The 24,676-nt window shown below is 70.5% G+C and carries 17 protein-coding genes; 3 read left to right on the forward strand and 14 right to left on the reverse strand.

Annotated features, from left to right (window positions below; all coding sequences use genetic code 11):
- Positions 1-402: 402 nt before the first annotated feature.
- The 6 genes from ACIBU0_RS14095 to ACIBU0_RS14120 all read right to left on the reverse strand — a co-directional run bounded on the left by ACIBU0_RS14095 (position 403) and on the right by ACIBU0_RS14120 (position 11,895).
- The gene (locus tag ACIBU0_RS14095) at positions 403-1,290 is read right to left on the reverse strand and encodes a FadR/GntR family transcriptional regulator (protein ID WP_398816684.1); all 888 of its coding nucleotides are present in this window, start codon (positions 1,288-1,290) and stop codon (positions 403-405) included.
- Between the two features lie 163 nt (positions 1,291-1,453).
- The gene (locus ACIBU0_RS14100) at positions 1,454-3,460 is read right to left on the reverse strand and encodes an ATP-binding cassette domain-containing protein (RefSeq protein WP_398816687.1); all 2,007 of its coding nucleotides are present in this window, start codon (positions 3,458-3,460) and stop codon (positions 1,454-1,456) included.
- A 176-nt stretch (positions 3,461-3,636) separates the two neighbouring features.
- Entirely contained in the window at positions 3,637-4,395 is a 759-nt protein-coding gene (locus tag ACIBU0_RS14105) for an NUDIX domain-containing protein (RefSeq protein WP_398816690.1), read from the reverse strand.
- 131 nt (positions 4,396-4,526) lie between these two features.
- A complete protein-coding gene (locus ACIBU0_RS14110; RefSeq protein WP_398816693.1) occupies positions 4,527-6,446 on the reverse strand; it encodes a glycogen debranching N-terminal domain-containing protein in 1,920 nt (639 codons plus the stop codon).
- Positions 6,447-7,756: 1,310 nt separating this feature from the next.
- The gene (locus ACIBU0_RS14115; RefSeq protein WP_398816696.1) at positions 7,757-9,454 is read right to left on the reverse strand and encodes a DUF4192 domain-containing protein; all 1,698 of its coding nucleotides are present in this window, start codon (positions 9,452-9,454) and stop codon (positions 7,757-7,759) included.
- Between the two features lie 284 nt (positions 9,455-9,738).
- Positions 9,739-11,895, reverse strand: a complete 2,157-nt coding sequence (locus tag ACIBU0_RS14120; protein ID WP_398816699.1) for a RecQ family ATP-dependent DNA helicase — start codon at positions 11,893-11,895, stop codon at positions 9,739-9,741.
- Positions 11,896-12,288: 393 nt separating this feature from the next.
- Between ACIBU0_RS14120 and ACIBU0_RS14125 the strand changes: the two genes are divergently transcribed.
- Positions 12,289-12,924: a hypothetical protein gene (locus ACIBU0_RS14125; protein ID WP_398816702.1), complete on the forward strand. Its 636-nt coding sequence runs from the start codon at positions 12,289-12,291 to the stop codon at positions 12,922-12,924.
- Between the two features lie 299 nt (positions 12,925-13,223).
- Here the strand turns inward: ACIBU0_RS14125 and ACIBU0_RS14130 are convergent, their stop codons facing one another.
- The 3 genes from ACIBU0_RS14130 to ACIBU0_RS14140 all read right to left on the reverse strand — a co-directional run bounded on the left by ACIBU0_RS14130 (position 13,224) and on the right by ACIBU0_RS14140 (position 15,341).
- A complete protein-coding gene (locus tag ACIBU0_RS14130; RefSeq protein ID WP_398816705.1) occupies positions 13,224-13,865 on the reverse strand; it encodes a hypothetical protein in 642 nt (213 codons plus the stop codon).
- Between the two features lie 68 nt (positions 13,866-13,933).
- A complete protein-coding gene (locus ACIBU0_RS14135) occupies positions 13,934-14,635 on the reverse strand; it encodes a ribonuclease HII (RefSeq protein WP_398816708.1) in 702 nt (233 codons plus the stop codon).
- A gap of 82 nt (positions 14,636-14,717) precedes the next feature.
- A complete protein-coding gene (locus ACIBU0_RS14140; protein ID WP_398816711.1) occupies positions 14,718-15,341 on the reverse strand; it encodes a TetR/AcrR family transcriptional regulator in 624 nt (207 codons plus the stop codon).
- Positions 15,342-15,525: 184 nt separating this feature from the next.
- Between ACIBU0_RS14140 and ACIBU0_RS14145 the strand changes: the two genes are divergently transcribed.
- Positions 15,526-17,073, forward strand: a complete 1,548-nt coding sequence (locus tag ACIBU0_RS14145; RefSeq protein WP_398816714.1) for an MFS transporter — start codon at positions 15,526-15,528, stop codon at positions 17,071-17,073.
- A gap of 385 nt (positions 17,074-17,458) precedes the next feature.
- Here ACIBU0_RS14145 and ACIBU0_RS14150 read toward each other — a convergent pair whose 3' ends face one another.
- The 3 genes from ACIBU0_RS14150 to ACIBU0_RS14160 form a co-directional block, all read right to left on the reverse strand.
- The gene (locus tag ACIBU0_RS14150; RefSeq protein ID WP_398816717.1) at positions 17,459-18,364 is read right to left on the reverse strand and encodes an ADP-ribosylglycohydrolase family protein; all 906 of its coding nucleotides are present in this window, start codon (positions 18,362-18,364) and stop codon (positions 17,459-17,461) included.
- A gap of 12 nt (positions 18,365-18,376) precedes the next feature.
- Positions 18,377-19,036: a histidine phosphatase family protein gene (locus tag ACIBU0_RS14155; RefSeq protein WP_398816720.1), complete on the reverse strand. Its 660-nt coding sequence runs from the start codon at positions 19,034-19,036 to the stop codon at positions 18,377-18,379.
- Positions 19,037-19,155: 119 nt separating this feature from the next.
- Complete coding sequence (locus ACIBU0_RS14160; RefSeq protein WP_398816723.1) at positions 19,156-19,761, reverse strand: YdbC family protein; 606 nt, start codon at positions 19,759-19,761, stop codon at positions 19,156-19,158.
- A 156-nt stretch (positions 19,762-19,917) separates the two neighbouring features.
- Between ACIBU0_RS14160 and ACIBU0_RS14165 the strand changes: the two genes are divergently transcribed.
- A complete protein-coding gene (locus ACIBU0_RS14165) occupies positions 19,918-20,451 on the forward strand; it encodes a TerD family protein (RefSeq protein WP_398816726.1) in 534 nt (177 codons plus the stop codon).
- A 184-nt stretch (positions 20,452-20,635) separates the two neighbouring features.
- Here ACIBU0_RS14165 and ACIBU0_RS14170 read toward each other — a convergent pair whose 3' ends face one another.
- Together ACIBU0_RS14170 and nrdR are read right to left on the reverse strand one after the other, a co-directional pair.
- A complete protein-coding gene (locus tag ACIBU0_RS14170; protein WP_398816729.1) occupies positions 20,636-23,530 on the reverse strand; it encodes a vitamin B12-dependent ribonucleotide reductase in 2,895 nt (964 codons plus the stop codon).
- 164 nt (positions 23,531-23,694) lie between these two features.
- Positions 23,695-24,264: a transcriptional regulator NrdR gene (gene nrdR, locus ACIBU0_RS14175; protein WP_398816732.1), complete on the reverse strand. Its 570-nt coding sequence runs from the start codon at positions 24,262-24,264 to the stop codon at positions 23,695-23,697.
- Positions 24,265-24,676: the final 412 nt, after the last annotated feature.

The following is a 24,676-nucleotide window of genomic DNA, read 5'->3' on the forward strand; positions in this document are numbered from 1 at the left end:
CGGCTTCCGGCCCCGTCCACGGCGGACAGGAGCCGACCACCGGCCTGGGGATGGACCGACGGTGCGGGCGGGGGCCGGGAAGATGCACAGCGCCTTGAACGGCGTCCGTATTCCCTCCTCGGCTGTCACCTCTTAGGTCATCGCGCTGTTCCCCTGAGCGTTACGCCCAATCTGCGTGGTCCGAGTCACATCCCGTAACGAATCAAAAACGAGCAGATCCGGACAGAAGAGGTCGCCAACGACTGGCCCCTGCACTGTACGGCGATTCCGCTGCCTCGTCGCACCGTCGGACCCGCAGGATCGCGGTGGATCCTGCGGGTCCGACGGGAGAGGGTGCACAGGCCGGGCGATGCCCCAGGAGGGGGGAGGCGTCGTCCTCAGCCGCGCGACCCGGGTGCGTGGTCAGTGCTCGCGGGGAGCGGGCACCACGCGCTCGACCTCGGGATGGACGGTGAGCAGCTGACGCATGGCCGCCTCGGCGCCCGCGCCGTCGCCGGTGGCGAGGGCGTCGACGATCCTGCTGTGCTGCGCCAACGACGTCTCGTTCGGCCGGTCACAGCCGGTCACCGGGCCACCGGAGACCTGGAGGGCGGCCGAGACGATCCCCGACAGGTGCTCCAGCATGCGGTTGCCGGCGACCTGGATGAGCAGATTGTGGAACTCGGTGTCGGCGCGCGAGAAGGTGAGGACGTCGCCCTGCCCCATGGCGTGACCCATGATCTCGACCATGTCGGCGAGCCGCTGCTGGACGTCGTCGCGCCCGTGCCCGGCCGCGAGGCGGGCGGCGAGCGGCTCGATCGTCCAGCGCAGCTCGCTCAGCTCCCGGCGCTGGTCGTCGCGCTGCGGCCCGAACGCGCGCCACTCGATGATGTCCGGGTCGAGGAGGTTCCAGTCGCTGACGGGGCGCACGCGCGTGCCGACGTTCGGCCGGGCGCTGACCAGGCCCTTGGCCTCCAGGACGCGGAGCGACTCCCGGACGACGGTGCGGGAGACCTCGAACCGCTGGCCGATCTCCTCGGGCACGAGCGGACGGTCGGCCCCCAGGTCACCGGAGACGATCATCTGGCCGAGCTGCTGGACGAGTTGGCCGTGCAGCCCGCGTCCGCGGCTGCCCGCGGCGCGCCGGCCGACACGGCCCAGGTCCGGGTCCGCGCCCTCCCAGGCGGTGGATCCGACGCGGTCGGCGACGGGGGCCTCGGCGTAGGGGTAGCGGTCGAGATCGCCCGGGCCGGCGAGGCCGGAGTCTGCGGAACGGGCGGCGGTCATCATGGTGTGCGCAAGGGTACTCACGGATCCTTTGTCGGCGCCGTCCCCAACTCCCTTGAGGTCTTTGGTGAAAAGCACACGAAAGGGTGATCGCTCACCCCGTCGCAATTGACGCCTTATCGGAAAGAAATGGCCTTTCCCCGGGGAGTTGTGCGCAGGAGGGTTCCGGGAAGAGCACGGACGGTCGTCATCGGACCCTGCTGCGCACGGTCGTGAGGAGATAGGCGGCGAGCAGCGCGGCCAGCGACAACGTGAGTGCGCCGCCGACGGGTTGGGCGACCACGCGCGCGACGGCTGCCAGATAGCGCTCTCCCCCGAACGGCCACTGCGACAGGAGCACCTCCCGCAGCCGCAGCGGAAACCCGGCCGCGGTCCGCACCGAGGGCCCTTCCACGGCCTTCCGTACGAGCGGTACGAGGACGACGGGCACGGCGACCACCGCCGCGAGTCCGGCCGTGGTCGACCGGAAGAGCCCCGCGGCCAGTACGCCGGCCCAGGCGCAGCCGACCACCAGCCCCGTCCAACTCGCGCTCAGCCAGAGCCAGTCGGCGGGAACCTCCGTGAGCTCCCGTCCGTAGACGAGATAGAGCACTTCGATGTCACAGCCGACGGTGAGGACGGCCAGCGCCAGCGCGGTGGCGGAGGCGACGAGCAGTTTCGCGGCCAGCAGCCCCAGCCGGCGGGGGACGGTGCCGCGATCCGCGGCCAGGGCGGGGTGGCGGAACTCGTCGCCGAAAGCGATCGCACCGAGCAGCCCGGCTCCGAGCGCCGCCGGCGGCAGCGGGAGCTCCCGCGGCCACGCGACCAGCAGACGGTGATGCGGAGTGTGCCCGATCCGGGCGAGCAGTACGGCGGTGAGGGCGGACACCAGGAGCACCGCGGCGGCGGTGAGGAACCCGGTGCCGACACCGGCGGCGCGACGGAGTTCGTAGCGCAGGGGGCGGAGGGGGCTGGGGACGGGGCGGACAGAGATGGGAGGCGGGAGATCGGGGAGGGCGTCGGCAGAGGGGGTCGGCACGCGTGGGCCGTCGGCTTGCGAGGAGGGCCCGTCCTCCTCGGTGGGCGCGTCGGCCGGTCCGGGCTCACTCGTGCGCGCCTGAGGCGTGGACGGCTTGCCGCCCGGCGTCGGCGGCGCATCCGGCAGCGCCCTGAGGCCGTGGGCGGTGTCCACCCCTCTGCCCGGCGCGGGCACGAGCGCCGCCGACTCCGTGGCCCCGCGCCCGTGCTCACGAGCCGTGATCGCTCCACCGACCGGCGCCGGCTGCGCCTCGCCGGCTTGCGGCTGTGCCACGAGGTTCGAGACGTCGGTCGCGGCGCCCGGCCCCATGTCCCCGATCTCGTCGGCGAGTTGGTGTACGAGGATGCCGTGGCGGTAGGCGGTCTCTCCGACGGCGGCGCAGCTACTGCCGTACACGGAGAGGCGGTTGCCGCCCTCGCGCACGACCTCCACGGATCGCTGAGCGGTGCGCGCCTCCTTGGCGAGCAGGGCGGCAAGGCGGGAGGCGTGGGGGCTGCGGACGGCGACGCGGGGGCGCAGCCGGGTGCGGGAGAAGTCGGCGGCCTCCTGGTCGGCGACGATTCTGCCCCGCTCCAGGGTGACGACCCGGTCGGCGGTGCGTGCGGCTTCCTTGGGGTCGGCCGTGGTCAGCAGGACCGTGCCGCCCTGGTCCGCGTGCGCGCGCAGCATGCCGTACAGCCAACGGCTCTCGCGGGTCGAGAGCCCGTCCGCGGGATCGTCGAGGACGAGGGTGTGCGGGTCGGCCAGCAGCGCGCAGGCCAGACCGAGGCGGCGGTCCAGGCCGCGCGAGAGGGTGCCCAGGCGTTCGTCGCGCAGGCTGACCAGGCCGACCACTTCCAGGACTTCGTCGGCGCGCCGTGCCGGGACGCCCGCGGCGGCACAGAGCATGCGCAGATGGCCGCGGACGGTGCGGGCGGGGTGCCCGGGGACCTCGCCCAGGAGCACGCCGACCTCGCGTGACGGATGGGCGATGCGGTGCAGGGGGCGGCCTCTGAAGTAGGTGATGCCACGGCCGCGTTGGAGTTCGAGCATGAGTCTGAGCGCCGTCGTCTTGCCCGCTCCCGACGCCCCGAGCAGCGCGGTGACACGGCCCGCGCACGCCTCGAAGGAGACGTCGTCGACGGCGGGAGGAAGCTGCTTGCGAGGGTCGCTGGTCAGTCCGATGGCCTGGATCACCCACAGCAAGATAGCGCGTTATGTCCGTTTTTCCGGGCAGCGCAAGGCCTTCTGCCCGTGCGGCAGTCGGCCGGACCGGATCGCTGTTCCCCTCCGCTCGCCCTGGGTTCCTGTCGTCACCGAGCCCGGATCGACCGCGCACCGGCCGAGCCAGGCCTCCCGTAACGGCTCTTCCGTCAGACTTCGGGGCGCAGCATCGGAGGGTTGAGCAGCGTGGCTCCACCGGCCCGGAAGAGCTGGGCGGGGCGCCCGCCCTGGCGCGTGGTGGTGCCGCCTGTGGGGACGAGAAAGCCCGGCGTGCCCGTCACCTTGCGGTGGAAGTTGCGGGGGTCCAGCGCCACGCCCCACACCGCCTCGTAGACACGGCGCAGCTCACCGACGGTGAACTCGGTGGGGCAGAACGCCGTGGCCAGCGACGAGTACTCGATCTTGGAACGGGCACGCTCGACGCCGTCGGCCAGGATCTGCGCGTGATCGAAGGCGAGTGGCGCCACCGGCTCTCCGTCACGGCCGTACCCGCCCTGCTGCAGCAGTTCGTCGACCGGTGCCCAGCGAGCGTTACTGGCGTCGCCGCCCGCGCGAGGGGCGGGCAGGTCGGGGGCCAGCGCGAGGTGGGCGACGCTGACGACGCGCATCCGCGGATCCCGCTTGGGGTCGCCGTATGTCGCGAGCTGCTCCAGGTGGGCGCCGTTGTCCTGCGCCGGGGCGGACGGGTCGTGCGCGCGCAGCCCGGTCTCCTCGGCCAACTCGCGCGCCGCGGCCTGCGCCAGGTCCTCGTCAGCCCGTACGAACCCGCCGGGCAGGGCCCAGCGCCCCTGGAACGGCGGTTCGCCCCTGCGCACCGCCAGCGCGCACAGGGCATGGCGGCGCACGGTCAGCACGACCAGGTCCACGGTGACGGCAAAGGGCGGAAAGGCTGACGGGTCGTAGGGCATGCGGCGATCATAGTCGTCTGCCTGACGATAAACACTCCCTTCACCCACCTCGTCGACGGCTGATCCAATTCAGGCCGGAATGAGCCGCACCTTCCTCCCCCGCAGGTCGCGCCGTGTGACGTCGTACGAGGTCAGGCTCGCAGTTGGAGTCCGTCGGCCGCCTCCTCGACCATGGCGAGGCCCAGCCTGCTGACCCGTATGGAGAAGGGGGCACCGGCGACGCGCAGGCCCGTCAGGACGATCTCGCCGAGCGGTGCGCTGCGCATGGGGCGCACCGTGACCGTTCCCCCTGGGGCGTCAGGGCGGATGCCCGCGAGCGCGGTCAGCAGGAGCACCCCGGCTGCCGCCGACGTGGCCGCGGGGCGGCAGGCGGCGGGGTGCGGGAGAGGGGCACTGCCGTCGGTGCGCTGCTCCCCCGCATACATCTCGGGCAGCCGGTGGCCGAACGCCTCTGCGGCGGCCAGTACGCCCCGCAGCAGGGCGCCGGCCTCCTTCTCGTAGCCGGCTGCGGCCAGGCCCGCGACGGCCAGCGCGGTCGCGTGGACCCGCACGGCACCACTGCGGTGACCGAACGGGTTGTGTCCCGCCTCTTTCGCAGCCAGTCCGCGAAGGCCCCAGCCCGAGTCCATGGCCGGAGCACCGAGCAGCCGGGCGAGCTGTTCGGTCCGCACCTTGTCGAGCAGGCCGGGGGCCGGTTCTCCGCCGCCCAGCAGGCCGGTGTCGAGGAGATGGACGACGGCGGCGCCCAGATGGGGCACGAGACGTCCGTCCGGGGTCCGGGCAACGGCGGGCCGGCCGCCGCCCACGTCGTCGATCCAGAGGTCCGCTCGGAAGGCCGTCCGCAGCGCCCCGGCCCACTGCCGAAGCTCCGCCCCGCCGGGTCTGCCACAGGCGTCCAGGAGATCGGCGCCGAGCAGTGCCGCACGATGGGCATGGGCCTGGGTCTCGCAGCGGACGGGACCGCCGGGGTGCGGGTCGCGCAGGTACGTGCCGTCGCCCGCGGTGCTCCGCAGCCAGGTCAGGCAGCGCTCAGCCGCGGGGAGGAGCTCCTCGGTCTCCGGCTCGGGCAGCCCCCAACGCCGGGCCTCCGCGAGGAGTGCGGGGAAGAGCAGCGTGGCCTTGGTGCCGGTGCATCCCGGCGGCAGATGCGTGCCGGCGTCCCGTATCGGCCCGGGGATCATTCCGAACCGCGCTCCCCCGCATCGGAGTTGGGTGCGGGCGAGCGTGCGCAGCGTGCCAGCGGCGAGCCGGGTGCCCAGGGGCAGGGTCATCCGGGCCGCGGCGAGGGCGTCGGCCGGGGCCAGGCCGCAGCGCCAGGGGACACCGGCTGCCAGGTGCATGTCGGACGGGTGGTCGGGGTCGCGCAGCAGGAGGGCCTGGAGGTCCTCGATGCTCGTCCGCAGCAAGGCCTCCGCCCTTGGGTCGTCGCCGGTTGCCCGTGCCGGGGCCAGCGGGCTGGTCGCCGCGCGGCCCACCGCCCGCACCGGCCCAGCTCGGTCCGGACGCACCCGCAGCTCGATGCTCGCACTGCCGCCTGCGGGCAGCGCCAACTCCCAGCGCAGCAGCCCCGCTGAGGCCAGTGCATCAGTGGGTGGCGGGTCGGCCGTCACCGCCGAGTTCGCCCTGCCGGACGACCAGCGCAGGCCGGAGTCGTGGACAGTGGCGGGCAGTTCCGGTCCGGCCCTGCCGGACGCGATCGCACCGAGGTCGGCCAGGTCCGTACCCAGTGCGACCTCGACCGGTACACGCAGTGTGCGGACGGCCGCGCTGTGCAGCGTGATGCGCTCGGTGCCGTCCGCGTGACGGGTCCGCTCGACGACGACGTCCGGGTCGGGGCTCGCCTGCGGGGAGGCGCGCAGCGTCCCCACGAAGCGGGCACGGTCGGCTGCGGTCATCCGGGCCTGGACCGCCAGCGGTTCACGTCCGGCCACCCGGACCTGGCAACGCGACAGCAAGCGCCGGCCCGCGCGGTAGAACCCCTCGAGTCCCCGGCCGTTCAGCTGCCCCTGGTCCGTGGAGATGGCGAGGCCCGGGAGGGCGACGCAGATCATGGCGTCGTGGGTGGGAGGCAGGTCGGCGGACCACCGTGCGGTCGCCGGAGGCGGCGGCGTGGGGGCCGGTGGTGGGGTCGATGGCCGGGTCGGTGGTGGGATCGGTGAGGGGGCGGCTTGAGTAGGGGGGAGGCGCTGGGAGTGGTCGGTACCCGGCGGCGATGGCGGGCCTTCGCTCGCGGGCGGCGAGGGCGCGGAAGTCGGGCTCGCGGATGGCGAGGGCGCGGAAGTCGGGCTCGCGGATGGCGAGGGCGCGGAACTCGGGCTCGCGGATGGCGAGGGCGCGGAACTCGGGCTCGCGCTCTCACTCCGGCCGACCGGCCTCGTCCGCTGTGCCGACCCTGACGGCTGAACGGGGAGTTCGGCCCTTCCTTCCCACAGGCCGGGGCGACCGTCCTGGTCTGCCGTCGGCCACCGCACAGGAGGTGCTATCCGGTCCGGGCCTTGGTCTTTTGAAGCAGCCACGGGGCGGTCCTGGTCCCCCGAGGCCGGCTGGGACCAGCCGTGACTGGTGAGGGGAGAACTGCGAGCCGCATCGCTCGGAGCCCTGGGCTCGCCCGGCCCTGACCCGCCGCTGAGCAGAGGCATCCCGTCCTCCCATTTGATGGACGGCACCGGCCCACCCGCCGTCGTACGGTCGTCGGAGGCCGGAGAGGTCGGCGTCGGCTGTGGCATGGTGCGGCTTCCTCTGCGCTCAGTGGGCCTCGGGCGTGTGCGGTGTGGGCCGGGCGACCCGGGGTGCCGGGGGCGATGCGGCGGCACGGCCGGTCCAGCCGTTCCGCCACTCAGGTGAACGGGGAGGAACTTCTCCTGGTCACGCCTGGGACGGGGTGACGCCGGCGAGGGGTCACCGCGTTCGTCGTGCTCACCGGGTTCACCGGGTTCACCGGGCTCTCCGGGTTCACCGAGCAGGCTGAGGCCCTCCGTGGCGCCGATACGCAGGCATACGGTCGACCTCGGGCGTTCGCGGCGGCTCGTCTCCGGGAGTTGCTCGTGGCGATGCGATTCACGGGACGCCGCTCTCTGGTTGGCGCCCAGGCCTCGACCCGCAGATACCGTCGCGCCCGCGGTGGGGATGGCTGCGCTCCCCGCGACGACTGTCACCCTGCCTGCATGCGCCAGCGCGCTCCCCGCAACGGCCGTCACCGTGCTCGCATGGGTCAGCGCGCTCCGCCCCCAACGGCCGTCGCCGTGCTCGCATCCGCCGCCCCTCACTCCACGACAGCCGTCACTTCGACCGCATCCGACAGAGCTCGGCCCCCGGCGGCCATCACGTCGAGTACCGCGGTCGGAGAGCCACCTGCGAAAGCTCACGTCTCCCCGCCCTCACCGGTGTCCTCGGAACGCACACTGTCCGGTCGGGCCTCGCTCCGACGCGAGGTTCCTTTCTTCGAGGTGCGCGGAGCCGTGTTCTTCTGCGGCCGTGCAGCCGTGCTGCCCGGCCGCGAGGTACCGAGACGCACACCTGCCGACGTACGAGGGCGCGGGACGCGTGCAGCCCGCTCTCGGGCGGTGCCCCTCACAGAGCGAGAGAGGCTGCCGGCCGAACCCGCGGGCCGGCGCGACCGACGACGCTCGCCCTCGTCAGACGTCGGCGCGGGGTGGGCCGTCTCTCCGCTCCGCACCGCCTCGGCGCCCCGCACCACCTCGGTATCCTCCACCGGCACCTCACCGCTCTGCGGCGTGCCGAGCCGCGGGCCGGTGCGTCGCTCGCGGCCCGTACGTTCCGCGCGCAGGCAGCGGCGGATCGACTCGGGGTCCAGACCCTCGTTGCAGGCCTGGTGGAGGAGGCGGGCGAAGAGGTACTCGGAGTCGGCGCCGAGCGCCATGGCAAGGGCTTCTCGGGCCTCGAGTTCGTCGCCGGTGGACCAGGCGACCCAGCCGGCCAGGGTGAGCGGCGCCGCGGCGTGCTCGCAGTACGGTCCGACACAGCGGCGGGCCAGCGCTCGCCAGAGGCGGAGAGCGGGGCCGGCCTCGGGGCCCTCCATCCACTCGGCCGCGCGGTCACGGGTGGCGCGGTCCTGCAGGCCGAGAATGAGCCTCGCGGCTTCGTCATGCTCGAGGAGTGCGTCGTCGCGGAGGTCCGCGGTGAGCGTCCCGGACACGGGCGGGGCCGCGGCGAACCGGCTCCTGAGCCGCTCGGCCAGCTGCAGCGTCTCCTCCGCCACACCGGCCCGTGCCGCATCGTCGAGGATCCTGGGGACCAGCGCCATGCCGACGGTGTCGAGGGCGATCTCCTGCTCGAGCGCAGCGGCCGTCTCCCAGGGCAGCAGCCTGGCCCGCAGCTCGCGCAGGCTGCCGCGCACCTGAACTCCGGCGTACGTGGCCGCGGCGGCCAGCACCGATGTGCCGGGCAGGCCCATCGGCCGGCCCTCGGGCGGACAGCACTCCTCCTTGTCGCAGCAGTACGACCAAAAGCGACCGTCCGAGATGCACAGGGCCTCGATCACGGGGACGTCCAGGCTTCCGCACGCGACACGCATCTTCTGGGCCAGTGGCCGCAGCCGTTCCATGACCTGCCGGCCTGTCTCCCCCGGCAGCGGTTCCTGACAGAGGAATGCGACCATCTGCTCGGGCCGGGCTCCTCTGCGCTCACTGCCCCTCACCAGTCCATGGGCCAACTGCCTGGCGGCGGAGTCCCAGTCGTCCGCGCCGGCGGGAATGCCGAGGCGCGCACGGCCACCGAACCGGCCGCGGCCGTCCCTGTCGTGGAGCGCGACGAGCACGATGCTCTCCTCCGGGCGGTAACCGAGCAGATACGGCAGCGCGTCGGCCAGTTCGGCCGGGGTACGCAAGGTGACCTGGTGCTCGGCCAGGTGCCCGCCGTACGCGGGGCAGTCGGGTTGGTCCGCCGGTTGCGAGCGCCCTCGGTGTTCGCCCTGCACACCCGGCACGTTGCGCACCTCGTGCGCGTCGTTCGGGTCGGTCGGTCCAGGGGCGAGGTGCTGTTCGCTGCCCGTGGTGTCGTCGTTTTCCGGAGATCCAGTCGTTTCGCCGTGGTTCGTCATGTGGAGACGATCTCGCGGATCGCAAGGCTCCGGTTTGCCCTGTGGATAAGTCCGACCAGGGACACGACAACAGTGCGTAGGCGGGAGCAGATTCCCTTTCCAGGCCGACACCGCCGACTGGAGCGGCGCCCCGGGCTTCAGGCCCCAGACCACCGAACCCCCAGGCTCCCAGGCTCCCAAACCCCCAGGCAATCGATGCTGTCGACGCCCAGCGCGGGGCGCACCCGCGTTTTCGCGTGCTGCGCCCCGTCCAAGCCGCCGTTCACACCCCCGAACGGGAAAGATCAGGCAGCAGCAAGGACCAGCGGAAGAACCTGTTCGCTTCCTGCCCGGCGCAGCAGGCGGGCGGCGACTGCGAGTGTCCATCCCGAGTCGGTGTAGTCGTCCACGAGCAGGACGGGGCCGGGAGAGCGCGTCAGGGCGCCGGCCAGTTCCTCGGAAACGGTGAAGGCGTCGAACAGCCCCTTCAGGCGCTGGGCGGAGTTGCTGCGGCGTGCCGGGTGCGCGCCGCTCGGCCCGCCGTATGTCAGCGTGCCCAGGAAGGGGAGGCGGCCGATCGCCGCAATGCCCTCCGCGAGGGACCCGACCAGCTGCGGGCGGGTCGTGGACGGCATGGCCACGACGCCCACCGGTCGTGCAGAGGCATCCGGGACGTTGGGCGCCCAGCCGCCCGGGGAGCGGGCCCAGTCGGCGAGGACGGCCACCGCGGCCCGCAGGACGTCGTCGGGGACCGGCCCGTCGGGCGCGTTCTCCGCCAGCAGCGGGCGCAGCCGGTTGCCCCAGCCGATGTCCGAGAGCCGCCCCAGGGCGCGGCCGGTGGAGCACTGCTCCTTCACCGGGATGCGTCCCTTGAGGTCGACGCCCAGCGCAGGCATCCCCGTCGGCCACATGCGGCGCGGCTCGATCTCTACTCCCGGGCGGTCCAGTTCCTTCGCCGCCCCCGTCAATGCCTCCGTCGACACAGTGGAATCGACCCAGGTTCCCGCGCAGTTGTCGCAACGGCCGCACGGGGCTGCCCCTTCGTCGTCCAGCTGTCGGCGCAGGAACTCCATCCGGCACTGGGACGTACCGACGTAGTCGCGCATGGCCTGCTGCTCGGCGGCCCGCTGGCGAGCGACCCATGTGTACCGGTCGGCGTCGTAGACCCACTGCTCTCCCGTGGAGATCCACCCGCCCTTCACCCGTTTGACGGCTCCGTCCACATCGAGCACCTTGAGCATGGTCTCCAGACGGGTGCGCCGGAGGTCGACCACGGCTTCCAGGGCCGGCACGGACAGCGGCCGTCCGGCTCCGGCCAGGGCCGACAGCGTCTGGCGCACCTGTGGCTCGGGCGGGAAGGCCGTATCGGCGAAGTAGCGCCAGATGGCCTCGTCCTCCTTGCCCGGCAGCAGCAGCACATCGGCGTGCTCCACGCCTCGCCCGGCGCGCCCCACCTGCTGGTAGTAGGCAATCGGTGAGGACGGCGAGCCGAGGTGGACCACGAAGCCCAGGTCCGGCTTGTCGAAGCCCATGCCCAGCGCCGAGGTCGCGACCAGCGCCTTGACGCGGTTCTCCTGCAGGTCGGACTCGGCCTGCAGCCGGTCGGCGTTCTCGGTGCGCCCCGTGTACGAGGCCACCGGGAAGCCGCGCTGCCGCAGAAAGGCGGTGGCTTCCTCGGCCGCGGCCACTGTGAGCGTGTAGATGATCCCCGAACCCGGCAGGTCGTCCAGGTGCTCGGCGAGCCAGGCCAGGCGATGCGCGGCATCCGGCAGCTGGACCACGCCCAGCCGCAGACTCTCCCTGTCCAGCGGACCGCGCAGCACCAGGGCCTCGCCGCCACCGGTACCCAACTGCTCCGCCACGTCCGCGGTGACCCGCGCGTTGGCGGTCGCGGTGGTGGCGAGGACCGGCACACCGGCGGGCAGCTCGGCGAGCATCGCCCGCAGCCGCCGGTAGTCCGGGCGGAAGTCATGGCCCCAGTCGGAGATGCAGTGCGCCTCGTCGACCACCAGCAGACCGGTCGTGGCCGCGAGCTTGGGCAGCAGTTGCTCGCGGAAGTCCACGGAATTGAGACGTTCCGGACTGACGAGGAGAACATCGGTCTCGCCGCGCTCGACCTCCCCGTAAATGAGCTCCCATTCCTCCGGATTGGCCGAGTTGATCGTGCGGGCCCGGATTCCCGCCCGCTCCGCCGCCTCGACCTGGTTGCGCATCAGCGCCAGCAACGGCGAGACGATCACCGTGGGTCCGGAGCCACGCCGGCGCAGCAGAGCGGTGGCCACGAAGTACACCGCCGACTTTCCCCAGCCTGTGCGCTGCACGACCAGGGCGCGCCGACGCTCCTCCACGAGAGCCGCGACCGCCTGCCACTGGTCCTCCCGCAGGCGCGCCGATCCACCGGCGGCACCGACGAGCTCAGCGAGGATGGCATCGGCTTCAGCGCGCAGCTCCAGAACGTCCATGCCCCCATGCAACCCGACGGCACTGACAATCGGCCACTTCGCCCTGTGCACAGGGGGTGGCGCCGTGCGTCCCATATGTGCGAGGTTGAGGGTGCCCGGTGCAGGGCCCAGCCCTCACGTCGCGCCCCGCACCTCACACGCCAGAGGGCGTACGACCTGGTTGTGCAGGGTTGCCTTGCATCGCATGCTGACGCGCCGGGTAGGGATATAACCCACAGACCATCAGATATCGGGCGGCGGCCCCAATTGCTCGTTGCCGCATCCCGGTTCGGCAGGAAGAATTGAGGTCCGCTCCCCGCACGGCTCGCCCGATCCGGTAGGGCTCTGCTGCGGTGCGCGCTCCCCCGATTCCGACCCCGCCCGCAGTGTGGGCGCGTAGCCGAAGGGAGGACCGTGACCTTCGGATTCGCTCCGTCCTCCGCGGCATCCATGTCGACGTCAGCCGACCTGTCCGCCGCATCCGCCAACCCTGTGGCCCGCATGCTCGAACCTGCGGAGTGGGCTGCCGCGGGAATCCCGCTGCTGCGCAACCCTCGGGAGATCGTCAGCGGTCTGCACTCACGGCACCGCCCCGGGCCGGCCACCGCGATCGTGGCCGTCCTCGACCCGGACGAGCGGCTGCGGGCGAGCGCTTCCTTCACCCGCCGCCCAGCCCCGGCCGACGGCTGGATGTTCCGCAACGCGCTGCTCGCCCAGTTGCGCCGCGTCATTCCGCACGACCTGCGCCGCCGCACCCCGGTACGCACGGCGGTGCTGCTCTACTGCCGTGACGGCGACGCCCGTTGGACGGAGGAGGACGGCGCCTGGATGTGGGGCCTACGTGACGCCTGCACCCTGCACGGCCTGCGCTGCGGCGCGTACATCACGCTGACCCGTGACGGCTGGCAGGTCCTCGGCGAAGGCCGCGGCGGCCGGCGTCCCAGCGCCGACTCGGCGCCGGAGCCCTTCGCCACGTCCGAGGCACCGCTTCCGCCGCCGCGCACCGGCGGCGCGGCCTCGGAAGTCCTGCGGCGCGCGGCCGCTCGCTGAGAACACCGACTGCGGTCTCGGCGGACGACGGAAGGGTCGGCGCCGTACTGCGCATGCGATACGTCGCGCTACGACACCCCGACGTACGACCCCCAAGGCGGACGCGTGCCTGAAGGCCCGCGCCGACCCGTCCGTACGGCATGCAGCCGCATCCCGCACCGACGGAGCCCGCGCACGGCGAGCTCACACACGTCCCGCACGTCCACGCACACCGAAAGCGCCGCCTTGCGGACGACGACACCGCGTGCCTTGTCCCCCGGTTGTGCTGCCGAGCGCCCCCGGGCCCTGCCGGAACGGGCTCAGACGCCCGCGCCCAGCACCGAGTTGATCCGCTGCGCGTCACCGCACACGATCAGCAGGGCACTCGCCTGGCCGAGGGCAAGAGGCAGGGCAGTGGCGGCAGCCGTGTCGGGACCGCCGTTGACGGCGACCACGACCACGGGACGCGACGCGGCACGGCCTGCGGCGGAGGCGTCGGCATAGAAGACGTCGTCACCCGCGTCGTGCTGCGCCCAGTAGGAGGCTTCACCGAAGGACAGCTCGTGAGCGGCCCACGGGTGCTGTTCACCTGTGGTGATCACCAGCACGTCGCCGGGGGCGCGACCCGACTCCAGGAGCAGGTCGACGGCCTCCTCGGCAGCGTCGAGCGCACCCTCGGGCGAGGCCGGGATCAGCTGGATCTGCGGGGTCGCCGCGGCCTGGGCGGAGGCGGCAGGGGCAGCCGGGCCCGACGGTCCGGGCTTGGCCACGGCCACGTCACGCGGCGTACGTTGCACCGGCGGCGCGGGCCGTGGGGGCCCGGGCCGACCGGGACGCGACGGAGCCGCGGAGCGGGGGCCGGGTACGGGGCGGGGGGTCGGCGCGGTGCGGCCACTGGCCGTGGTGGCGCGGGGACCCTGGGCACTCTCGTGAATCTGAGGCTCCTCGGGAATGAGAGGCATGAACTGATGTTTATCAAACGCTGGTGCGGCTCGCGCGGGCGGGTGGCACACACGTGCGAGCGGAATCGTCAGAAATCGAAGCCGAGCTGCCCCTCGATCTCCGGAACGCTTCCTTCCACCCAGGTGCGGACCTTCTTGAGGTGCCGCCACTGGGGCAGCGCATCAAGATACGCCCACGACAACCGGTGGTACGGGGTGGGTCCCCGCTCCGCCAGTGCGGCCTTGTGCACGGGCGACGGATACCCGGCGTTGTCCGCAAAACCGAAGTCTGCATGGTCGATACCCAGTTCGGCCATCATTTTGTCGCGCTGAACCTTGGCGATCACCGAGGCCGCCGCGACCGCCACGCACGACTGATCACCCTTGATCACCGTACGGACCCTCCAGGGAGCCCCGAGATAGTCGTGCTTCCCGTCGAGGATCACCGCGTCGGGGCGGACCGGAAGGGCGTCGAGGGCGCGCCCCGCGGCGAGCCGCAGCGAGGCCGTCATCCCCAGGTCGTCGATCTCCTCCGGAGAGGCGTGCCCCAAGGCGTACGACGTGACCCACTTCCGCAGTTCCTCGTCGAGTGCGGTACGACGCTTGACGGTGAGCAGCTTCGAGTCGGTGAGGCCCTGTGGGGGCCGGCGCAGTCCGGTGATCGCCGCGCAGACGGTGACGGGACCTGCCCACGCACCGCGCCCCACCTCGTCGACACCGGCAATGATCTTCGCTCCGGTCGTGGCTCGGAGGGAGCGCTCGACGGTGTGAGTAGGCGGTTCGTACGGCATGGCGCCCTTAGCGTACGCCGCCCGGAACCGGCTTCGACACCCTGGTTCGCCCAAGCAGCCTCCAGCCCGGCGATGCGATCGCTCAACGATCCGCCGGGCGGAGCAGGGGAACCATCAACTGGTCGATCATCTCCTCGATGTCCCGATCACTCCATTCGCTGCCGCACATCTTTGATCGGTACATCATCATCGCCGGAATGGTGTCGAAGACATACCCATTGGACGCATCAGTCCGCACCTCCCCTCGCTCAATTCCCCGAGTAACGACCTCTCGGAGCAACCTGATCGTTGGCTCCACCACACCGTCGAAGATCACCCCATGAAAGCGTTCAGCCTGGAGGCTGTCGCATTCGTGAATCACCGAGCGAAGCGCGAAACCAGGGCGCGAGAACATCGCGTCCCGGGCCTGCCGACACAGCTCGAGCAGGTCCTCGCGCACACTCCCCAGATCGGGAGCCGCCTCGAAGCGCGGCAGTCCGGCCCGCAGCGCATCGGCGACGAGATCCTCCTTGGACGGCCAGCGCCGATAGACGGCGGCCTTGCCGGTCTGGGCGCCGGCGGCGACGCCCTCCATCGTGAGGCCGTTCCAGCCGACCGTACCGAGCTGCTCCAGCGCGGCATCGAGGATCGCGCGTTCGAGCACGGCGCCGCGCCGGCGGGGGGAGGCCGTCTGAGCGGGGGCGGCCGTCCAGCGCGAGGTAACCATCTGAGCGTCTCCAACGAACAGGGAAGCGGAATTCCGGGGACAGGGGATCGTCACGCGGCAACTACGGGGGAAACGCCGCGCGATGACAACTTCAGTGAACGCTTGCGTTCACTACCGAGGACTCACTACGGTTGACGCGACAGTGAACGCGAGCGTTCACTAAGGCACTTGTGGGGGACCCATAGTGACAACCTCTCAGTTGATCAAAAACCAGAAACCAGGTGCGGCCCGCCGGGAGGGGCATCCCGGCATTGCGCTCACCGTCATCGCGGCCTGCCAACTCATGGTGGTACTCGACGCGACGATTGTGAACATCGCACTCCCGCACATTCAAGACGCACTCAAGTTCAGCACCACCGACCTCACCTGGGTCGTCAGCGCCTACACGCTCACCTTCGGCGGCCTGCTGCTGCTCGGCGGCCGTGCCGGTGACATCCTGGGCCGCCGCCGGGTCTTCATGACCGGCATCCTGCTGTTCACCCTGGCCTCCCTGCTGGGCGGACTCGCCCAGGAACCCTGGCAGTTGCTGGCCGCACGCGTGCTCCAGGGCATGGGTGGCGCGATCGCGTCGCCCACCTCGCTGGCGCTCATCACGACCACGTTCCCCGAAGGCCCCGAACGCAACCGGGCGTTCGGCGTCTTCGCCGCCGTCTCCGCAGGCGGTGGCGCCATCGGTCTGCTCGCGGGCGGCATGCTCACCGAGTGGCTCGACTGGCGGTGGGTGCTCTTCGTCAACGTGCCGATCGGCATCCTGATCGCCGTGCTCGCGCCGCTGTACATCAGCGAGTCCGAACGGCACACCGGCCGCTTCGACATAGCGGGCGCACTGACCTCGACCACGGGCATGGCGTCCCTGGTCTACGGCTTCATCCGCGCGGCGGACGAGGGCTGGCGGGACAGTGTGACCATCGGGTCCTTCGGCGCCGCCGTGGTTCTGTTGCTGGCCTTCGCGTTCATCGAATCGCGAGCCAAGGAGCCCATCACCCCGCTCAGGATGTTCGCCGACCGCAACCGCTCGGGCACCTATGTGATCATGCTCAGCCTGGCCGCGGCGATGTTCGGCATGTTCTTCTACATCGTGCTGTTCGTGCAGAACGTGCTGCAGTACAGCCCGATCGAGGCCGGTCTCGCCTTCCTGCCGGTGACGGTCGTGATCGCGCTGGGCGCGGGCCTGTCGCAGCGTTTCCTGCCGGTGCTGGGTCCCAAGCCGTTCATGCTCGTGGGCTCGGCGCTCGTGGCGATCGGGCTCGCCTGGCAAACCCTCATCACCGCCGACAGCTCCTACGTCGGTGGGGTCCTCGGGCCGATGCTCATGTTCGGCTTCGGCATGGGTCTGAACTTCGTGACCCTGACCATCACTGCCGTCTCCGGCGTCTCGCAGCACGAGGCCGGTGCCGCGTCCGGTCTTCTCAACGCGACGCAACAGGTGGGCGGTTCGCTCGGCCTGTCCATCCTGACGACGGTGTTCGGCACGGCCAGCAAGGACGAGGCGGAGAAGCAGCTTCCGAAGTTCATGACGGAGGGATCGGCCGAGCAGAAGGCGGAGTTCGCCAAGACGCACCAGCTTCCCGGATCGTGGGGCCACGAAGTGCTCACACAGGGCATCTCGACGGGCTTCGTGTCGGCCGCCGCGATGGCCGTGCTCGCCCTGGCCACCGCGTGGTTGGTGATCCGGGTCCGCAAGAGCGACCTGGAAGCCCTTGCCGGAACGGCGGGTCCCATGGCCGGCTGACCCGGTCGGGCCCACCAAGGGCCGCGGATGGCCGGCTCGCGTTCGGGGGACCGACGGCGAGGACGACGAGCCGGCCATCCGCACCACCCTCACAGCGACCGACGTCGGACATGCGCCGGTGGCACAGGAAAGCCGAATCCCGCTCCACACGACAGCCGCCACGACGAACGGCGCGACCAGCACCGACATGATCCCCATGACCGCACCCCCTGCACCCCTCGTGTGTCACTGCAGGTGCGGCTCCCATGACCGCACACGCCAACTGTCACGACAACGGGCCGATGGTCACACAGAGTTCCCGATAGGCACGGAAAGTTATCGGCGATCACACCCGGGTGCGCATCCGGCAGCTCAGACGGCAGGCGAGGGGGTGCGGGAAGGTCGCCTACGCCGACGTCGGCACCCATTCAGGGAGTGCCTCGGTCTGCTCCGCCCACTCGGCCGGCGCCGACCCCGCCTTTCCGGAGCCGATCACGCCGCCCACGATGGCACACGTGGTGTCCACGTCTCCGCCGACCTGCGCGGTCGTCCAGAAGGCCCGCTCGTAGTCCCCGAGAGCCCGCGCCGCCGACCAGAGCGCGAAGGGCACGGTGTCGTGAGCCGTCGTACGCCGCCCGCAGCCGAGGACCGCCGCGACGGTGGCCGCGTCGCCGTAGTCGAGCATGTCCCGGGCGCGCCGCAGGCCCGCACCCACCGCGCTCTTCGGAACGAGAGCGATGACCTCGTCGAGGAGCGATTCAGGGCTGGGCGGACCGCCGGGAGCAGCGGCCAGCGCGGCGGCCGCGGCGACGGCCATGGCGCCGACGACTGCCTCACGGTGCTGATGCGTGGGATAGGCCGAGATCTCGGCCTGGTGCGTCGCCTGCTCCGGGTCGCCCGCGTACCAGGCACCGAGGGGCGCGATGCGCATCGCGGCGCCGTTGCCCCAGGACCCCTGTCCGTTGAAGAGCGCGGCCGAGAGCTCGCGCCAGTCACCGCCCTCCCGGATCAGGCGCAGCAGCCGGTTGACCGCAGGGCCGTAGCCCCGGTCGAAGTCGTGGTGCTCGGCAAAGGAGCGGGCCAGAGCATCCTGGTCGATGCGGTGGTGGACGGCCAGGACGGCGACCACGGAGCAGGCCATCTCGGTGTCGTCCGTCCACTGCCAGGGGCCGGGCGGCAGCCCTCGGCTCTTCAGCAGCGGGTAGTTCACCGGCACGAAGAACTGCGAGCCCAGCGCGTCCCCCACCGCGAGTCCGCGCAGGCTGGCGAGGGCGCGGTCCAGGCGCCCTTCAGGAGAGGAGTCAGCGGTCATCGCTCTGCCACTCTATCCGGTGATCCCGTACGGTTCCGGATCCCGCCAGCGTTCGAAAGGCCGGTCAAGCGTGTACTTGCCGTCGTCCCCGAGAACGAGCATCCGCATCTCCGCGTTCCCTGGATTCGACAGCGACTCGAACTCCGCGACCGTCCAGTGGAACCAGCGCATGCAGAACAGCCGCATGGCCAGACCGTGGGTCACGAGCAGTACGTTCGTCGGGTGGTCGGGGGCCTCGAAACTGCGGTAAAGGCTCTCCAGGAAGTTGCCGACCCTGTCGTACACGTCGGCACCGGACTCGCCCTGGGCGAAGCGGTAGAAGAAGTGCCCGTAGGCGTCCCGGTAGGCCTTCTGGAGTCGCACATCGTCGCGGTCCTGCCAGTTTCCCCAGTCCTGCTCGCGCAGCCGGGGCTCCTCGCGCACCCGTATGAGCTCGGGATCCAGGTGGAAGGCGCGGAGGGTCTCGTGCGTACGTCGGTAGGGCGAGACGTACACGCTGACACGCTCACGGCCGAACAGCTCACGCAGCCGTTTGCCCGTCTCCTCGGCCTGCCCCCAGCCGCGCTCGGTCAGCGCCAGCGCGTGATCGGGCTCACGCTCGTACACGGTGTCATCAACATTGCCCGTTGACTCGCCGTGCCGGACAAGGACGATGCGCCGTGGTCGTGCCATGCCAAAACCCTAGATCGAGTGACGGTCGATCGAAGACTCGTAAGGGCCCCGTACGGCGTACATCACACACTTCCTGCACCACAGGTCACATCAATCGACCCGTTTAACAGGTTGGGAATTCAAACGGTCCAGGTCGGTTCGAGCTCGACGATGTCACCCGTGAGGGCCGCGACGTCCGCCTCCGTCTGGGCTCGCAGCGCGAGTCGCTCCACGCGCTCGGTGCGGTATTTGCCATGCTCCGCTGCCGACCGCCACATCGACAGCACGAGGAACTCATGGCCCGGCGCCTCACCGAACAGTCCGCGGATCATGCCGGGTGAGCCGGCCATCGCGGGGTTCCAGACCTTCTCCTGCATGAGCGTGAAGTGCTCGGCGCGGTCCTCGTGGACACGGCAATGGGCCACCCTGACGAGGTCCGCGTCGGTGAAGCGCGGCTCGAAGCCGGTCTTCACATCGAAGCGGTAGTCGAAGAGTTTGACCTGCATGTCCTTGTAGGTGCCCGACTGGGCCGCCGCCAGCCTGTCGTGGGAGCGGGCCATGAAGGAGTCGTAGAAGGAACGGCTCTCCCAGAACGAGAAGAGGTGCACCACCCCCTGCCGCCCCCGACTCCAGCCGCCACCCTGCCCCCGAAATCCCGGCTCCCCCAGAAGCCCCGCCCATTTTCGCTGCCCCCGCTCGAAGCCGCGGCGGTCCACCACGGTGCAGCGAATCCACTTGACCAGCACCGCGCCATGGTAAGGCCACGGAGCGTGGCGCCGGTCACGCTCGACAGGAGAGCTCCCCGGCGCACGAACCGGCGTGCGTGGCAGGATGGACAACCGGCCTTTTCTGCCGGGCAGTTCAGGCTGAGGGCATACGCGGAACGGGGAAGGGGAAGCCTGATGAGCGCCATCAACAAGGGGATCCGGAAGACCGAGATCTCAGTCAAGTGGGACCCCAGTCCGGCTGGTCAACCTCCCACCGACCTGGACATAGTCGCCGCGACCTACCTGGCCGACGACCCGCACGGCGATCCCGCCTACGTGGTGCACTTCGACAGCCGCTCCCCCGACGGCACCATCTATCTCAACCGGGACAGCAAGGACGGCAAGGGCTTCGGCTGGGACGAGATCATGACCGTGGAGCTGGACCGGCTCGACAGCCGGTACGCGCGCGTGATGGTCGGAGTGGTGATCCAGCAACGCCCCGCGAAGCGCACCTTCGTCAGTGTCATCAATCCCGCTCTGCGCATACGCGAGGACTACACCGTCCTGGCCGAGGACGACTTCGGAGGCGTCCTGGGCTCGACGGCGGCGACGGTCGCGGAGTTCGTACGCCAGGAGTCGGGTACGTGGGACCTGCGTCCGGGCGTCCACGGTTTCGAGGACGATCCGGCTACGTTCACGGCGACCATGGGCAGGGCTCGCCAACCCTGAAGGACGCCGGCACGCACGCGTGGGACAGCGCGGGCTCCAGGCGCGCGGAACAACGCGGGCTCTGCGCAGGCGTGGGCAACCGCGAAGAGGGGCGCCGACATGTGATCGGCGCCCCTCCCGAGGGACTTTCCGTCAGGGCCACTCAGGGGCTACCCGACGGTCGGGGCCATGCCCCTGCCCGGCGTCAGCTGCAACCGCTCGTCGAACCGCAGCCCTCGCAGATGTAGCAGGAACCGGCCCGCTGCATCTTCGTACCGCAGGAGAAGCACAGCGGGGCGTCGGCCTGGATGCCCAGCTGCATCTCCACCAGCTCGGCGCTGGTGTGGGCCTGCTGCGGGGCGGGCTTGGCCGCTGAGGCCTCGGCCTTCGGGGTGGCGACGGCCTTCAGCTCCTGGGCGCGCGGCGCCGACTGGGCCAGGCCCTCGACGTCGACCTCGTCCTCGGCCGGCTCGTAGGAACCGGTCTCCAGGTGACGCTGACGCTCCTCGGCCGAGTGGATGCCGAGCGCGGAGCGCGTCTCGAAGGGCAGGAAGTCCAGCGCCAGGCGACGGAAGATGTAGTCGACGATCGACTGCGCCATCCGCACGTCCGGGTCGTCCGTCATACCGGCCGGCTCGAAGCGCATGTTGGTGAACTTCGAGACGTACGTCTCCAGCGGCACGCCGTACTGCAGGCCGACGGAGACGGCGATGGAGAAGGCGTCCATCATGCCCGCGAGAGTCGAGCCCTGCTTGGACATCTTCAGGAAGACCTCGCCGAGACCGTCGTCCGGGTAGGAGTTGGCGGTCATGTAGCCCTCGGCGCCGCCGACGGTGAAGGACGTCGTGATGCCGGGACGGCCCTTGGGGAGGCGCTTGCGGACCGGGCGGTACTCGACGACCTTCTCGACCGTTTCACGGATGGTGGCCTCGGCCTTCTCCGTGATCTCGGCCTTCTCCTTCTCCTTGGTCTTGGCGGAGAGCGGCTGACCGACCTTGCAGTTGTCGCGGTAGATGGCGAGCGCCTTGACGCCCATCTTCCAGGCCTCGAAGTAGATCTCCTCGACCTCCTCGACGGTCGCCGACTCCGGCATGTTGACCGTCTTGGACAGGGCGCCGGAGATCCACGGCTGGATCGCGGCCATCATGCGGACGTGGCCCATCGGGGAGATGGCGCGCTCGCCCATGGCGCAGTCGAACACCTCGTAGTGCTCGTGCTTGAGGCCTGGGGCGTCGATCACATTGCCGTGCTCGGCGATGTGGGCGACGATCGCCTCGATCTGCTCCTCCTGGTAGCCCAGGCGGCGCAGGGCCTGCGGGACGGTGCCGTTGACGATCTGCATCGAGCCGCCGCCGACGAGCTTCTTGAACTTGACCAGGGCGAGGTCGGGCTCCAGGCCGGTGGTGTCACAGGACATCGCCAGACCGATGGTGCCGGTCGGGGCGATGACGGACGCCTGGGAGTTACGGAAACCGTTCTTCTCACCGAGACGCAGCACGTCCTGCCAGGCCTCCGTGGCGGCGGCCCAGACCGGCGTGTCCAGGTCGTCCATGCGAACGGCCTGGGCGTTGGCGTCGGCGTGCTGCTTCATGACGCGCAGGTGCGGCTGCGCGTTGCGGGCGTAGCCGTCGTACGCACCGACGACCGCGGCGAGTTCGGCGGAGCGCTTGTACGACGTGCCGGTCATCAGGGAGGTGATGGCACCGGCGAGGGCACGGCCGCCGTCGGAGTCGTAGGCGTGGCCGGTCGCCATCAGCAGGGCGCCGAGGTTGGCGTAGCCGATGCCGAGCTGGCGGAACGCGCGCGTGTTCTCACCGATCTTCTGCGTCGGGAAGTCCGCGAAGCAGATGGAGATGTCCATCGCGGTGATGACGAGCTCGACGACCTTCGCGAAGCGCTCGACGTCGAAGGACTGGTTGCCCTTGCCGTCGTCCTTCAGGAACTTCATCAGGTTCAGCGAGGCGAGGTTGCAGGACGTGTTGTCCAGGTGCATGTACTCGCTGCAGGGGTTCGAGCCGTTGATACGGCCGGACTCCGGGCAGGTGTGCCAGTGGTTGATGGTGTCGTCGTACTGGATACCGGGGTCGGCACACGCCCAGGCGGCCTCGGCCATCTTGCGGAACAGGGCCTTGGCGTCGACCTCTTCGATGACCTCGCCGGTCATCCGCGCGCGGAGGCCGAACTTGCCGCCCTGCTCGACCGCCTTCATGAACTCGTCGTTCACACGGACCGAGTTGTTGGCGTTCTGGTACTGGACGGAGGTGATGTCCTCGCCACCGAGGTCCATGTCGAAGCCCGCGTCACGCAGCGCGCGGATCTTCTCCTCTTCCTTCACCTTGGTCTCGATGAAGTCCTCGATGTCCGGGTGGTCGACGTCGAGGATGACCATCTTGGCTGCACGGCGCGTGGCACCGCCCGACTTGATCGTTCCTGCGGAGGCGTCGGCGCCACGCATGAAGGAGACGGGACCGGAGGCGTTGCCGCCGGAGGACAGCAGCTCCTTGGAGGAGCGGATGCGGGAGAGGTTCAGGCCGGCGCCGGAGCCTCCCTTGAAGATCATGCCCTCTTCCTTGTACCAGTCGAGGATCGACTCCATGGAGTCGTCGACGGACAGGATGAAGCAGGCGGAGACCTGCTGGGGCTGCGGGGTACCGACGTTGAACCAGACAGGGCTGTTGAAGCTGAAGATCTGGTGCAGGAGGGCGTACGCCAGTTCGTGCTCGAAGATCTCGGCGTCAGCGGGCGAGGCGAAGTACTTGTAGTCCTCGCCGGCCTTCCGGTACGTCTTCACGATGCGGTCGATGAGCTGCTTCAGGCTCACCTCGCGCTGCGGGGTGCCGACGGCACCGCGGAAGTACTTGCTGGTGACGATGTTGACCGCGTTCACCGACCAGAAGTCGGGGAACTCGACGCCGCGCTGCTCGAAGTTGACCGAGCCGTCGCGCCAGTTGGTCATGACGACGTCACGACGCTCCCAGGCCACCTCGTCGTACGGGTGCACGCCAGGGGTGGTGTGGATGCGCTCGATACGCAGTCCCTTGGTCGCCTTGGTGCCCTTGGCGCGGGAACTCCGTGCCGGACCGCTCGCCGTCTCTGTCATGCCGCCTCCCTGTACGGGCTAAAACGCCCTGAAGTGCCCCGATGTTCCCCGTGGCACGTGTTCTGTCTGGTGCTGCGGGCACCCTCTGATCGCCACCCGCAGCAGGTCTTCTGTCGCCGCCTCAAGGCCGGCCCCGGACTCCGAGAACCGGAACCGGCCCGCCCTCAGTCGGCGGCGTTGGCGGGCACGGGGACTTGTACAGCCCCTCCGGACCCGCGATCGTCTTCCCGGCCCCCCGTGACTGCGCCTGCCTCGTCTTCGCGGTCGTCGTCGTCCGCGGCGGGGCGCCCGGTCGCCTCCCTCAGTTCCGCGATCGCGGCCTCGAAGTCCTCGAGCGAGTCGAACGCCCGATAGACGGAGGCGAATCGCAGATAGGCGACGAGGTCGAGCTCCTGCAACGGGCCGAGTATGGCCAGCCCCACGTCGTGGGTGGTCAGCTCGGCGCTTCCGGTGGCCCGCACTGCCTCTTCGACCCGCTGGCCGAGCTGCGCGAGCGCGTCCTCGGTGACAGGTCGTCCCTGGCATGCCTTTCGGACGCCGTTGATGACCTTGGTACGGCTGAACGGCTCGGTGACTCCGGACCGCTTGACCACCATCAGCGAGCACGTCTCCACGGTCGTGAAACGACGGGAGCAGTCAGGACACTGGCGGCGCCTGCGGATCGACGTGCCGTCGTCGGTCGTACGGCTGTCGACGACACGGCTGTCGGGGTGCCTGCAGAAGGGGCAGTGCATAACTCCAACCCTCCTCACAGCAGACTCAATAGCCTCGCTGGGCCTCACGGGCCCCTCGAAGCAGCCCCAAGCATAGGCGATCTCCCACCGTCCGAAGACCGGGGGGACCACAACTTCTGGGCTGCTGCCGCAATCCAACCACTAGATGTGGGGATTGGCTCATACATTCACGCCCTGCACGCGTGTCGCGTCCGCACGTGCGGGCGCCGTATGGCAGTGACGGCTCCCCGGCACATGCACGCACAGCCGTATCGCCGCAGCACATACGGAGATAGCGTGAGCGGCACACGGAGGCGACGTGCGACTCCCGCACAGATGGGGGTCAGTCCGCGGTTGATCCGATGCCGGATGGCAGACTGGGGCGACAACCCACGAGGTCGTATGCCGACGGTGAAGAGTACAACAATGCGCC

The organism is Streptomyces sp. NPDC049627 (assembly GCF_044465645.1).
GTDB lineage: Bacteria > Actinomycetota > Actinomycetes > Streptomycetales > Streptomycetaceae > Streptomyces.